This is a genomic window from Flavobacterium sp. GW821-FHT11G01 (assembly GCF_058808175.1).
The window spans coordinates 1-13,361 of sequence record NZ_JBXARK010000002.1; the positions used below are offsets into that span (position 1 = coordinate 1).

Genomic DNA, 13,361 nt, shown 5'->3' on the forward strand with positions numbered 1-13,361 from the left:
AGTAGTTAAGCCCGCCTGCGCAGATGGTACTGCAGTTATGTGGGAGAGTATGTCGTCGCCTTTCTTTTAAAAACCCTATCCTAATCGGATAGGGTTTTTTGTTTTAAACCCGTTTGTGTTTTAAAATTGGGATTTCTTTTCAATGTGAAACTTCTTGTTTACCCTAAACCACTTTAATGATGGGGCGGTGTTCTTTTGCGGGAAATGAAACCTCATGATGAAATGCCTTAGACAGAATTCCGCAAAAGATTTAGCGAATCCCGAAGCCTCGGGACGACCCGAAGGGAAACGCCCAAATTATTCGTATTCTTTCAACAATATATCATCTTGTTTCTGTTAAATAAAAATCAATTTTGGGTTTTAATTTAACCTCGGTTAGCCATTTTAAATGTGAATCTGTATTTTTGTAGTTATATATTATAATTTAAGTATGAAAAAAAGTATTGTATTGTTGACATTGTTTGTTATTTCAAATTTAAGTGCTCAACAGCGCCCTAAGTTGGTAGTTGGTATTGTTGTAGATCAGATGAAAATGGAATATTTATATCGGTTTTCTGATGATTTTTCACCAAACGGATTTAAGAGATTAATGAATAATGGATTTACTTTTCAGAATATGCATTATAATTATATGCCAACTTATACTGCGCCGGGACACGCCTCTATTTACACTGGAACTACACCAGCGATTCATGGAATTGTTGGAAATGAATGGTTTAGTAGGACTCTGGGAAAAGAAATGTATTGTACTGATGATCCAGGGGTAAAAACTGTAGGTGATGGTACTGTAGAAGAAGGGGCAATGTCTCCTAAAAATCTTCAAAGTACTACTATTACGGATGAAGTAAGAATGGCTACTAATTTTCAAGGGAAAGTGATTGGTATGAGTCTTAAGGACCGTGGTGCAATTTTACCGGCAGGTCATTTTGCAAACTGGGCTTTTTGGTATAGTAAAACTGGTTCTTTTATTTCTAGTACTTTTTATGGTGAAAAATTGCCGGATTGGGTGACTCAGTTTAATAATGAGAAACATTATATGTCATACATAAATAAAGGTTGGGATTTGTACAAACCAGCGTCAACGTATAATGAAAGTTTACCGGATAATAATCCTTATGAAGGAAAACTATACGGTAGTGCAGCGCCAGTTTTTCCATATGATTTGAAAACTATGTATGAGAAAAATGATGCTGGAATTTTAAGAGCTACTCCTTATGGAAATGATTTGTTAGCTGAGTTTGCTAAAAAGGCTATTGAAAAAGAAGAATTAGGAAAAGATAATATTACTGATTTCTTAACCGTAAGTTTCTCTTCTACTGATTATGTTGGACATTTACTAGGACCACGTTCTATGGAACTTCAAGATACTTACCTAAGATTAGATCAAACAATCGCAGATTTTTTAACCTATTTGGATAAAACAGTTGGAAAAGATAATTACCTTCTGTTCTTAACTGCCGATCATGCTGGTGCTGAAAATGTAATTTACCTGAAGGATCGAAAATATAATGTAGATAATTATCCGTCAAAAGACTTTACTAAAAATTTAAAGGATTTCTCAGTAAAAACATTTGGCGTTGATTTACTTTTAAATTATTCTAACTTCAATATTTTTTTCAATAAACAAATAATTAAAGATAAAGGATTGGAGTTGACAAAAGTGAAACAAGCTTTTAAAGATTATATGATTTCATTGCCACAGATTAAAAAAGTGTATACAGAAGAAGAAATTTTAGCAAATTCTGGTAACGATTATTATTTGAATTTTGTTGCAAAGGGATACGATGTAACTCAGGATGGAGATATGGTTATCATTAACAAACCTGGAGATATGGAATATTCAGTTACAGGAACTTCTCACGGGACTCCATATAGTTATGATACTCATGTGCCGGCTATTTTTTACGGATGGCACATTAAAAAAGGAGAATCATATGATAAAAAAGCTATTACGGAAATTGCTCCAACAATAGCACAAAAAATCAAAGTTGCTTTCCCTAATGGAACTGAAGCAAAAATAATGCAGGAAGTTTTAGATGAAAGAAAAGAAGTTTTGAATGCAAAAAAATAAATTTAAAGGTTTAAAACCTGTCTAATTAGACAGGTTTTTTTATGCCATAAAAAAAGGCTTTTCAATTAAGAAAAGCCTTTTAAATAGTGTTTATTTAGTAAGCACTTATTTTAATGTTAGCACTATGCGTTTGCTAACACTAATTCTTCGTTAAAAGGAAGATTCCAAGCTTCAGCAACTCCTTTGTAAAGGATTTTTCCGTTAGCAATGTTTAATCCTTTTTTCAATTCTTCATTTTCATTACAAGCTTTTTCCCATCCTTTATTTGCTAATTGAACTGCGTAAGGTAAAGTTGCATTAGTTAAAGCTAAAGTTGATGTATAAGGAACGGCTCCTGGCATATTTGCTACACAATAGTGAACAATATCATCAATAATAAAAGTTGGGTTTTCGTGAGTTGTTGGGGTACAAGTTTCAATACATCCTCCTTGATCAACCGCTACGTCAACAACAACAGTTCCTGGACGCATTAATTTTAGCATATCACGTGTAATTAAGTGAGGTGCTTTTGCTCCTGGAATTAAAACAGCACCAACAATTAAGTCAGCATCTTTAATTGCTCTTGTAATATTATAATGATTAGACATTTCTGTATTTACGTTTGCTGGCATAATATCATCTAAATGACGTAAACGTGGCAAACTTAAATCCATGATAGTTACTTGTGCTCCTAATCCAGCAGCCATTTTTGCAGCTTGAGTACCAACAATTCCACCACCTAATACTAATACTTTTGCTGGTGGTACACCTGGAACACCACCTAAAAGAATTCCTCTTCCTTTTAATGGTTTTTCAAGATATTTTGCACCTTGTTGTATAGCCATACGACCTGCAACTTCAGACATTGGAACTAATAATGGTAAACTACGGTCTGTTTTTTCAACAGTTTCGTAAGCTAAACAAACAGCACCTTTTTCAAGCATTGCGTGAGTTAACGGCTCTGATGAAGCAAAGTGAAAGTAAGTGAAAAGTAATTGATCTTTTTTGATCAACGGATATTCAGAAGCAATTGGCTCTTTTACTTTAATAATCATTTCTGCAATAGCATAAACTTCTTCAATAGTTTCTAAAACTACTGCTCCTGCTTGCGCATATTCTTCATCAGCAAAACCACTCCCTAAACCTGCAGTAGCCTGAACATACACTGTATGTCCATGTTTTTTCATTTCAGAAACACCAGCTGGAGTTAATGCTACACGATTTTCGTTGTTTTTTATTTCTTTTGGAACACCTATTATCATCTTGTTATATTTTTTATTTTTTTCTTCAATTTGTTTTACAAAGCTACTGATAGAGAATATATTATTGATATTACACTTATAAATAAGAAAATATTATTTTATTTTATACTTTTACAGAAAAATATTCTTTTTAAGTGGGTTTGTACTTCTCAAAAAAGAAAAAATGACTAAATTTTACTAATTAAAGAAAACGTTTTCGTTATGGCTTTAGATGAAATTGACAAAAAAATCTTACGACTTTTGCAGGAAAATGCCCACTATACTTTAAAGGACATTGCAAATAAAATTAATCTATCCCTTACACCGGTTCATGACAGGGTTAAACGTCTTGAAAAAGAGGGAGTTATAGAGAAGTATGTTTCGATTTTAAACAAGAAAAAACTCGGAAACAATCTTACGGTTTATTGCCAGGTAACTTTAACAAAACAGACTTACGATACTTCTGAAGGGTTTAATCAATCCATTCTTAATTTGCCAGAAGTTGTTGAATGTAATTACGTTTCTGGAAATTTTGATTATATGCTTAAAATCATTATTCCGGATATGGAAAGTTATCACCATTTTCATCAAAAAAAATTATCAGTCTTGCCTGAAGTTTCTTTAATCAATACTGTTTTTGTAATTTCAGAAGTAAAAAGCACCACAGTTCTTCCAATTTAAAATAAACAAAAAACCATCAATAAAAATTGATGGTCTTAAGAATAGTTGGTTTTGGTTTTTATATTAATAATAAGTAAAACGTCTCACTTTAGCAATGTATTTGGCTAAACGAATTACCTGATGACTGTATCCATATTCGTTATCATACCAAATATAAAGCACAATATTTTTTCCGTCTTTAGAAACAATTGTTGCATTGCTGTCATAAATTGAGGGAGCAGAAGTACCTACAATGTCAGAAGAAACTAATTCATTATTTAGAGAATATTTGATCTGCTCTACAAGTTCTCCTTCTAAAGCATATTTTTTCATTATTTTATTGATTGCTACTATAGAAGTGGCTTTTTTAACTTCTAAGTTTAATACAACTAAAGATCCGTTTGGAACGGGAACTCTAATAGCATTAGAAGTTAATTTCCCTTCAAGAGATGGAATTGCTTTTGCAACTGCAGTTCCGGCACCAGTTTCGGTAATCACCATGTTTAATGCAGCTGCTCTTCCTCGACGGTATTTTTTATGCATATTATCAACCAGATTCTGATCGTTTGTATAGGCGTGAATGGTTTCTAAATGTCCTTTTGCAACTCCTAAAGTATCTTCAATGACTCTTAAAATTGGCGTTATAGCATTTGTAGTGCATGATGCTGCAGAAAAAATATTTGTTTCGTCGGGATTATATTCGTTGTGATTAACGCCGTGAACAATATTTGGAATTCCTTTTCCAGGAGCTGTCAATAAAACTTTGCTAACTCCATTTGAAGTTAAATGCCTTTTTAGAGTTTCCTCTGTTGTAAAGGCACCAGTATTATCAATAATTAAAGCATCATTGATTCCGTATTGTGTATAGTCTATTTCTTCCGGAGTATTGGCATTTATTATGTGAACAGTAGTTCCGTTTATAATTAGAGCATTATTTTTTGGATCTGCAATTACTGATCCTTGGAAATCTCCATGAATTGAATCGTAACGTAATAGAGAAGCTCGTTTCTCTAAAATTGACGCATCATTTTTGTCGCGGGTTACAATTGCTCTCAAACGCAATTGGTTTCCTTTGCCAGTTTTTGACATTAATTCTCTCGCTAACAAACGTCCAATTCTTCCAAAGCCATATAAAACAACATCTTTTGGCTGAATCTCTTTTGTTGATTTAGCTTTTTTCAATTTTTCCATTACAAAATATCTTGCATCCGGATATTTTTCTTCTTCTAAAAGATATTCGTATGTAAGTTTTCCTAAGTCTAATTTTGCAGGTGGAAAATCTAATGACAAAATTACTTTTGCAATTTCAACAGAATCAAAAACACTAATAGGTTTACCTACGAATTCACCTGCATATTGATGCAAATTGATTATGTCACTGACATTTTTATCTAATAATTGGTTTTTGAATAAAACCATTTCGATGGATTTGTCATACCATAAATCGCTTATGACTTTTATTAATTCGACACCAGCTCTTCTTCGGTCGACTTGTAATGATACCTCTTTTTGGTACAAAGATTTTTTACTCATAATTGCCTAAATTGAAAAAAATAAAACGCTCACTATTTTTAAATTTGGCGCAAAAGTATCCATTTCAATCGATTTCGTAAACTATTTTGTGATTTATTTTTGAAAAATAAAAAAGCCATCTTAATTTATAAGATGGCTTTTTTGAAGTTTTCAGTCAGAGTCTCAGTCGTCAGTCATAAAACTGAAAAATGAGACTGACAACTGTGATTAAATGATGATTCTAAAGATTTCTCCATTTCGGTTTATCATTTCTATACGGACACTTTGCCCTTCGTCTTTTTTACTTAAAAGTTTCGAAACGGTTTCAACATTTATTGCTTTTACATTATCAATGCTCAAAATAATATTTCCTTGCAATTCATTTTGATATTGCATTAAATTCTCATTGGTTATGTTTTTAATTTTTACTCCATAATCAATGTGGAATTTCTTTTTATCAACTGCATCAATATTTTCTAATTCTATTCCTTTGAATTCAGCACTGTAAAATTCATTTTTACTTAAAGTTACAGGAACTGTTCTTGATTGTCCGTTTTTCATATAAGTAACCTTAACAACATCGTTTGGTCGTTTTGTATTAATATAACCTGAAAGGTCGGCATAGGTTGCAATATTTTGATCATCCAATTTTACGATAATATCACCTTTTGCAAGACCCGCTTTTTCAGCTCCGGAATTTTTAGAAACTTTACTGATGTAGAAACCCTGAGTTTGCGTAACACCTAATTCTTTTGATGCTGTACTGTTTAATTCACCACCTTCAACACCTAAAATTCCTCTTTGAACATTTCCGAATTCCATGATATCTTCAATAATTTTTCTGGCAATATTAGACGGAACTGCAAATGAATATCCAACATAAGAACCAGTCATTGATGAAATCATTGTATTAATTCCAATCAATTCGCCTCGGGTATTGACAAGTGCACCTCCACTGTTTCCAGGATTTACAGCCGCATCAGTCTGAATGAATGATTGAATTCCACTTGTATCTAAATTTCTGGCTTTCGCCGAAACAATTCCCGCAGTTACAGTTGAAGTTAGGTTGTAAGGATTACCAACTGCCAAAACCCATTCTCCAATTTTTACATTATCAGAATTTGCAAATGCAGTATAAGGCAATTTTTCATCGGCATTAATTTTTAAAAGTGCGATGTCCATTTTCGAATCGGTACCAATCAATTTTGCAGTATATGATTTCTTGTTGTTTAAGGTAATTTCAATTTCAGAAGCATCTTTAATTACGTGATTGTTGGTCACAATATATCCATCTTCAGAAATAATAACACCAGAACCAGTTCCTACTTGTTCCTGCTGCTGTTGGCCACCATATCCATAGAAAAATTCCATCATCGGATTACTGATTGTTCTTCTTGAAACATTTTTTACGTGAACTACAGTGTGAATTGTTTTATCTGCAGCAGCAGTAAAATCAACTGTTTCAGCTGATAATGCAACATTTCTGCCAAGTGAATTGGGGGCTAGCGTAACAACAGAATTTTCTCTTCCAAAAAAAGAATTGTTGCTGTCAAATAATAATTTGTAAGCACCAAGTGTAGTAGCACCACTTAGTAATGACACTAAAAATAAGCTTGAAAATCTTTTCATAATTAGGATTTATGTTTAAGTTACTAACGTAAAATTAAAGGAAAAAATTATTTCAAAAAATGGTTTAACGCTCTTTAACAATGATTAACATTTCATTAATTAATAGTTCGTACTTTTGTACTTATTAATAGACTAAAAATGCAAATAGAATTTTATAAATATCAAGGTACCGGGAATGATTTTGTAATGATTGACAATCGTACTAATTTTTTCCCAAAAGAAGATATTCAACTAATTGAACGTTTATGCGACAGACGATTTGGAATTGGAGCAGACGGACTTATCTTACTAGAAAATGATTCGGATACTGATTTCAGAATGGTTTATTACAATTCTGATGGAAATGAAAGTTCGATGTGTGGTAATGGAGGTCGTTGTCTTGTAGCTTTTGCCAATCAATTGGGCGTTATCAATAATCAGGCAATTTTTATGGCTACTGACGGATTGCATCACGGTTCTGTGGGAGATGATGCAATTATTTCCTTGCAAATGATTGATGTTGATGAAGTTCAGAAACATGATTCACATACTTTTTTAAATACAGGTTCTCCGCATCATGTTCAGATTGTTGACGATTTAAGACAATATAATGTAAAAGAAAATGGCGCTGCAATTCGTTACGGAGAATTATATGGAGAAAAAGGCAGTAATATTAATTTTGTGAAAAAAATTGATGAAGATACTTTTTCACTTCGTACTTACGAAAGAGGTGTTGAAGACGAGACTTTAGCCTGTGGAACCGGAGCCACAGCCGTTGCAATCGCCATGAATGCAATTGGTCAAACAGATAAAACTTCAATTAATTTAAATGTTGAAGGTGGAAAATTAAATGTTTCTTTTGATAAATTAGGAGATCATTTTACCAATGTTTTTTTGACAGGACCTGCAAAATTTGTTTTTAAAGGAACAATAGAAATCTAAAATCTAGAGTACCAGTAAAAATGCTTTATGGACGAAATCAATGAAAGAAATTTTGTAAGTTATTTAGATCAGTTACCAGTAAATAATAGTTGCCTATATAATCATGCTGATTATCATTTATGGTCTGGAGTAGATCTTGCAATAGAGACTCAATATATCAAAGTTGGAAATATTAATGTTCCTTTTCAAAATTTGGCATATGATATAAGCATCGATAATAAGGAGATTAATCTGCATTTGTGGCCATATTATAATTGTAATATCTATTGCTGTAAAAGATGTAAAGCATTATTTTTTCATCATTATAAAGACATAGATAGTAGATATGATGGCTTTAGAATGATTCGAAAAGAAATATTAAATGAAGATTGTTTGAAAATTTCGACTGAGATTTATTCAGGTAATTTAAATAAGACGTCTTTTTTTAGAATTTGGAATAAATTATTTAAGAATTAAAAATGATAACACTCAAAGGCGAAAATATCTATCTGCGTGCATTAGAACCTAATGATCTGGAGTTTGTGTATGCGATGGAAAATGATCAAAACATTTGGGAAGTTAGTAATACCTATACGCCATATAGCCGTTTTTTGGTTCGTCAATATTTAGAAAATGCTCATCAGGATATTTACGAAGCAAAGCAATTGCGATTGGCTATTTGTCAGGATGAAGATTTCCCTGCTATTGGATTAATTGATTTATTCGAATTTGATCCGAAGAATAATAAAGCGGGTGTTGGAATCGTTATCCAAAACGATGAGAATAAAAGACAAAATATTGGTTCTGAAGCATTAGAACTTTTAATTAAATATGCTTTTTATAATTTAAATTTACATCAGCTCTACGCAAATATTAGTGTTGAAAATGTAGCAAGTATAGCTCTTTTTACTAAATTTGGTTTTGAGAAAATAGGAATTAAAAAAGATTGGATTTTGCTGAATAACCACTATCAAGACGAAGCAATGTACCAGTTAATTAACAAACAAATTTAAAATCTAGACTTTGAGCTTAAAAAAAATTATCACGATAACTGCTGTAGCCGTAATTTCAGTTTTAATGATTTACGGATTTATTTTGATCAGCAGAATTTTTAGCACCAACACAAAATTTGAGGAAAAGGAACTTTATGTTTATGTTCCAACCGGTGCAAATTATACCGATGTTAAAAAAATATTAGAACCTTATATTAAGAATTTCGATAATTTCGAAATGGTAGCCAATAAGAGAAGCTATCCTGAAAATGTGAAATCAGGACGTTTTCTTCTTAAAAAAGATATGAATAATATCGACTTAGTTCGTGCAATGCGATCTAATGTTCCGGTTAAATTAGCTTTTAACAACCAAGAACGTTTGGAGAATTTTGCCGGAAGGGTGGGTTCTGAAATCGAAGCTGATAGTTTATCTTTAATGAAAGCTATTAAAGATTCGACTTTCATGGCTGCTAATGGTTTTAATGAAGATAATGTATTCGCCATGTTTATTCCAAATACGTACGAAGTGTATTGGAATACTTCTGCAGAGAAATTCCGTGATAAAATGATCAAGGAATATCATAATTTCTGGACAGATAAAAGAATTGAAGAAGCAAAAAAACAAGGATTAACACCAGTTCAGGCTACTATTTTGGCTTCGATTGTTCATAAAGAATCAGTTAAAAAAGACGAAAGACCACGAATTGCAGGAGTTTATTTAAACCGTTTGCGTTTAGCAATGCCATTACAAGCTGATCCAACAGTAATTTATGCTTTAAAATTAAGAGATAATAATTTCGATCAGGTTATTAAAAGAGTATTTTATAATGATTTGGTTATGAAATCACCTTATAATACTTATGTAAATATTGGATTACCTCCAGGACCAATCGCAATGCCTGATATTACGGCTTTAGAGGCTGTTTTGAATCCGGAGAAAAACGATTATATCTATTTTTGTGCTAGTGTAGAACGTTTTGGATACCACGAATTTGCTTCAACTTTAGCGGAACACAATGTAAATGCAAAAAAATATTCAGACTGGATTGCTAGTCAAGGTGTAACAAGATAGTTATTAAAATTATTTCCATAAAAAAACCGAAGTTTAAAGCTTCGGTTTTTTTATGGAAATTTTCAAAGTACTATCGAGTTTTTAAATTAAAACAAAGAGTATTGTGAAACAATTCTTATTTTTTTTATCTGACTTAATAGAAAATCACATTGATTTATGTCTAAAAAAAATGGAAATCATGTAAGTTAAATATTATTATTTTAACAAATTTCCTAAAAAATTCCTAAAAATGACATTTTGAGGATTTATTTTTTGGACGTTTTTTGCAAAAATAAATACCTCTTGTTAACGCTCGAAAACTGCACCACTAAAGGGATAGGAAAGATATTAGTATTATTCAAAAACATGTAAACGCCTGAATGTCAGCATTGTTTGTTTTTGATTATCTTTGCACCGTAGAAATTTCAAAAGGGTGACAGCGTTTTGAAGAAAAACAATTTATGATAAAGAAATGGTATTTTTATGCGAGTTTAGTCGTTATTATTACATTTTTAAGTTTGGGTTTTAAACCCTTTAATCTAGAAACCAAACCTTGGTTTTTAATAGAAAAAACAGATGGATCAGAATACTTATTTCCATCGCTAGATAAGGATGATTATCCTGAATCAAACAAGTTAAACGTCCCATACACGGGAAATCATCTAATCGGTTTTAAAGAAGCAGTTGCTTTTAAAGAATCTCAGGGAAAATACCGAAAAGTAAATTCATTGGGTTACATGGGAAAATACCAATTTGGCTCTGAAGCATTGAGAGCTATTGGTATTAACAACAACAAAGCCTTTTTGAAAAACCCTGCTTTACAAGAAAAAGCTTTTGTTGCGCTCCTATCCAAAAACAAATGGATTTTGCGTAATGAAATTGAAAAGTACGAAGGTAAAATCATTAATGGTGTTGCCATTACCGAATCTGGAATTCTGGCTGCTGCTCATCTTGGTGGTGCAGGATCAGTAAAAAACTTCTTTAAAAATAAGGGGAACAGGCATTTTAGAGATGCTTACGGAACTTCATTAAGAAGTTATATGAAAGCTTTCGGAGGTTATGATCTTTCTTATATTGAGGCTGATAGTAACGCTACAATAAACGACTAAAAAAGTAAAAAGCTAAAAAATCCCGAGCTAATCGGGATTTTTTTTGGAATATATTTAATCAATTAATATTTCTAAAATTTTTATCGCTGCTTCACTAATCTTAGTTCCAGGCCCAAAAATTGCCACTGCACCAGCATCAAATAAATATTGATAGTCCTGCGCTGGTATAACACCACCTACAATTACCATAATATCTTCTCTGCCATGTTTTTTAAGTTCTTCAATAACCTGTGGAACCAATGTTTTATGTCCGGCAGCTAAAGAAGAAACACCCAATATATGGACATCATTTTCAACGGCTTGTTTAGCGGCTTCAGCGGGAGTTTGGAAAAGTGGACCAATATCAACATCAAAACCTACATCAGCATAACCAGTTGCAACCACTTTTGCACCTCTGTCATGGCCGTCTTGTCCCATTTTGGCAATCATAATTCTAGGACGTCTTCCTTCTTGTTTGGCAAATGCATCTGCTAGTTGTTTTGCCTTTTCAAAATTTTCGTCATTTTTTATTGCTGCACTATACACACCGCTAAAGGATTTAATTTGTGCTTTATACCTGCCAAAAACACTTTCCAGAGCATCGCTAATTTCTCCTAATGTTGCTCTTTCACGAGCTGCTTCGGTTGCAATTTCCAGTAAATTTCCTTGTCCGGTTTTGGCACAATGAATTAATTTTTCCAGTGATTGATTTACTTTTTCAGTATTTCTTTTTGCTTTTATTTCTTCAAGACGTTCAATTTGTTGTTTACGAACCATTTGGTTGTCAACATCCAGAATATGTAACGGATCTTCTTTTTCTAATCTAAACTGATTTACACCAACAATAATATCTTGTCCGCTATCAATTCTGGCTTGCTTTCTTGCCGCAGCTTCTTCAATTCTAAGTTTTGGAATTCCGGCTTCGATTGCTTTTGTCATTCCGCCTAATTCTTCAACTTCTTCAATAAGTTTCCAGGTACTTTCTAAGATTTCATTGGTCAGGCTTTCAACATAATAACTTCCTGCCCAAGGATCAACTGTTTTGGTAATCTTCGTTTCTTCTTGCAGAAAGATTTGTGTATTACGTGCAATTCTCGCAGAAAAATCGGTTGGTAAAGCAATTGCTTCGTCAAGTGCATTAGTGTGTAAGGATTGCGTTCCTCCAAAAGCCGCTGCGGTTGCTTCAATGCAAGTTCTGGCCACATTGTTAAAAGGATCTTGTTCTGTTAAACTCCACCCACTGGTTTGGCAATGCGTTCTTAATGCTAAAGATTTATCGCTTTTAGGATTAAATTGCTGAATTAATTTTGCCCAGATCATTCGTCCTGCTCTCATTTTGGCAATTTCCATAAAGTGATTCATTCCGATAGCCCAAAAGAAAGAAAGGCGAGGAGCAAATTCATCAATCGTCATTCCTGTTGAAAGTCCGGTTCTGATATATTCTAAACCATCTGCTAAAGTGTAAGCTAATTCAATATCGGCAGTGGCACCAGCTTCCTGCATATGATATCCGGAAATAGAGATAGAATTGAATTTCGGCATTTTTTTGCTCGTAAATTCAAAAATATCAGCAATAATTTTCATTGAAGGTGTCGGGGGATAGATGTATGTATTTCGTACCATAAACTCTTTCAAAATATCATTTTGAATCGTTCCTGATAATTTTTCAATCGCAACACCTTGCTCTTCAGCCGCAACAATATAAAATGCCATGATAGGCAAAACAGCTCCATTCATGGTCATTGAAACTGACATTTCATCCAAAGGAATCTGGTCAAAAAGCACTTTCATGTCTTCGACAGAATCTATCGCAACGCCAGCTTTCCCGACATCGCCAACTACTCGTTCATGATCAGAATCGTAACCGCGATGTGTTGGCAAATCAAAAGCAATAGAAAGTCCTTTCTGTCCGGCAGCTAAATTTCTTCTGTAAAATGCATTGCTTTCTTCAGCTGTTGAAAATCCTGCATATTGACGAATGGTCCAAGGACGTCTTACATACATTGTAGCGTATGGTCCACGCAGATTAGGAGCAAAGCCTGCTCCAAAATCAAGAAATTCTAAATTTTCAAGATCTTTTTCAGAGTATGCTTTTTTAATTTCAATTCCTTCAGCCGTTAAAAAGTTGTCAGCAAAAAGGTCAGGCTTTTGACTTTCGACTTTTGACTTTTGACTGTCAAGATTAATATGTTTAAGGTCTTTTCTTATCATGGAGACACTTCATTTTGTTGGGTTATT

11 protein-coding genes are annotated in these 13,361 nt (G+C 33.0%); 7 read left to right on the top strand and 4 right to left on the bottom strand.

Features of this window, described 5'->3' with window-relative positions; translation table 11 throughout:
* Nucleotides 1-430 precede the first annotated feature (430 nt).
* The gene (pafA, locus tag AC1RRN_RS03775; RefSeq protein ID WP_492966031.1) at nucleotides 431-2,071 is read left to right on the top strand and encodes an alkaline phosphatase PafA; all 1,641 of its coding nucleotides are present in this window, start codon (nucleotides 431-433) and stop codon (nucleotides 2,069-2,071) included.
* A 122-nt stretch (nucleotides 2,072-2,193) separates the two neighbouring features.
* Here the strand turns inward: pafA and ald are convergent, their stop codons facing one another.
* Complete coding sequence (gene ald / locus AC1RRN_RS03780) at nucleotides 2,194-3,312, bottom strand: alanine dehydrogenase (RefSeq protein WP_492966032.1); 1,119 nt, start codon at nucleotides 3,310-3,312, stop codon at nucleotides 2,194-2,196.
* Nucleotides 3,313-3,513: 201 nt separating this feature from the next.
* Between ald and AC1RRN_RS03785 the strand changes: the two genes are divergently transcribed.
* Nucleotides 3,514-3,972 carry an Lrp/AsnC family transcriptional regulator gene (locus AC1RRN_RS03785; RefSeq protein ID WP_068844397.1) on the top strand — a complete coding sequence of 153 codons (459 nt, stop codon included), beginning with the start codon at nucleotides 3,514-3,516 and terminating at the stop codon, nucleotides 3,970-3,972.
* 63 nt (nucleotides 3,973-4,035) lie between these two features.
* On the opposite strand, the gene AC1RRN_RS03790 is transcribed toward AC1RRN_RS03785, so the two are convergent.
* Together AC1RRN_RS03790 and AC1RRN_RS03795 are read right to left on the bottom strand one after the other, a co-directional pair.
* A complete protein-coding gene (locus AC1RRN_RS03790) occupies nucleotides 4,036-5,484 on the bottom strand; it encodes a glyceraldehyde-3-phosphate dehydrogenase (protein WP_492966033.1) in 1,449 nt (482 codons plus the stop codon).
* A 207-nt stretch (nucleotides 5,485-5,691) separates the two neighbouring features.
* On the bottom strand, nucleotides 5,692-7,092 hold the full coding sequence (locus AC1RRN_RS03795) for a S1C family serine protease (RefSeq protein ID WP_492966034.1): 1,401 nt from the start codon (nucleotides 7,090-7,092) through the stop codon (nucleotides 5,692-5,694).
* Between the two features lie 138 nt (nucleotides 7,093-7,230).
* On the opposite strand from AC1RRN_RS03795, the gene dapF reads away from it, so the two are divergent.
* The 5 genes from dapF to AC1RRN_RS03820 all read left to right on the top strand — a co-directional run bounded on the left by dapF (nucleotide 7,231) and on the right by AC1RRN_RS03820 (nucleotide 11,144).
* Nucleotides 7,231-8,013: a diaminopimelate epimerase gene (dapF, locus tag AC1RRN_RS03800; RefSeq protein WP_492966035.1), complete on the top strand. Its 783-nt coding sequence runs from the start codon at nucleotides 7,231-7,233 to the stop codon at nucleotides 8,011-8,013.
* Between the two features lie 27 nt (nucleotides 8,014-8,040).
* Nucleotides 8,041-8,469: a hypothetical protein gene (locus tag AC1RRN_RS03805; RefSeq protein ID WP_492966036.1), complete on the top strand. Its 429-nt coding sequence runs from the start codon at nucleotides 8,041-8,043 to the stop codon at nucleotides 8,467-8,469.
* A gap of 2 nt (nucleotides 8,470-8,471) precedes the next feature.
* Complete coding sequence (locus AC1RRN_RS03810; protein WP_492966037.1) at nucleotides 8,472-9,005, top strand: GNAT family N-acetyltransferase; 534 nt, start codon at nucleotides 8,472-8,474, stop codon at nucleotides 9,003-9,005.
* A 10-nt stretch (nucleotides 9,006-9,015) separates the two neighbouring features.
* The gene (gene mltG, locus AC1RRN_RS03815) at nucleotides 9,016-10,056 is read left to right on the top strand and encodes an endolytic transglycosylase MltG (RefSeq protein ID WP_492966038.1); all 1,041 of its coding nucleotides are present in this window, start codon (nucleotides 9,016-9,018) and stop codon (nucleotides 10,054-10,056) included.
* A gap of 440 nt (nucleotides 10,057-10,496) precedes the next feature.
* On the top strand, nucleotides 10,497-11,144 hold the full coding sequence (locus tag AC1RRN_RS03820) for a peptidoglycan-binding protein LysM (protein WP_492966039.1): 648 nt from the start codon (nucleotides 10,497-10,499) through the stop codon (nucleotides 11,142-11,144).
* Nucleotides 11,145-11,198: 54 nt separating this feature from the next.
* Here the strand turns inward: AC1RRN_RS03820 and scpA are convergent, their stop codons facing one another.
* Nucleotides 11,199-13,334, bottom strand: a complete 2,136-nt coding sequence (gene scpA / locus AC1RRN_RS03825; protein ID WP_492966040.1) for a methylmalonyl-CoA mutase — start codon at nucleotides 13,332-13,334, stop codon at nucleotides 11,199-11,201.
* Nucleotides 13,335-13,361 lie beyond the last annotated feature (27 nt).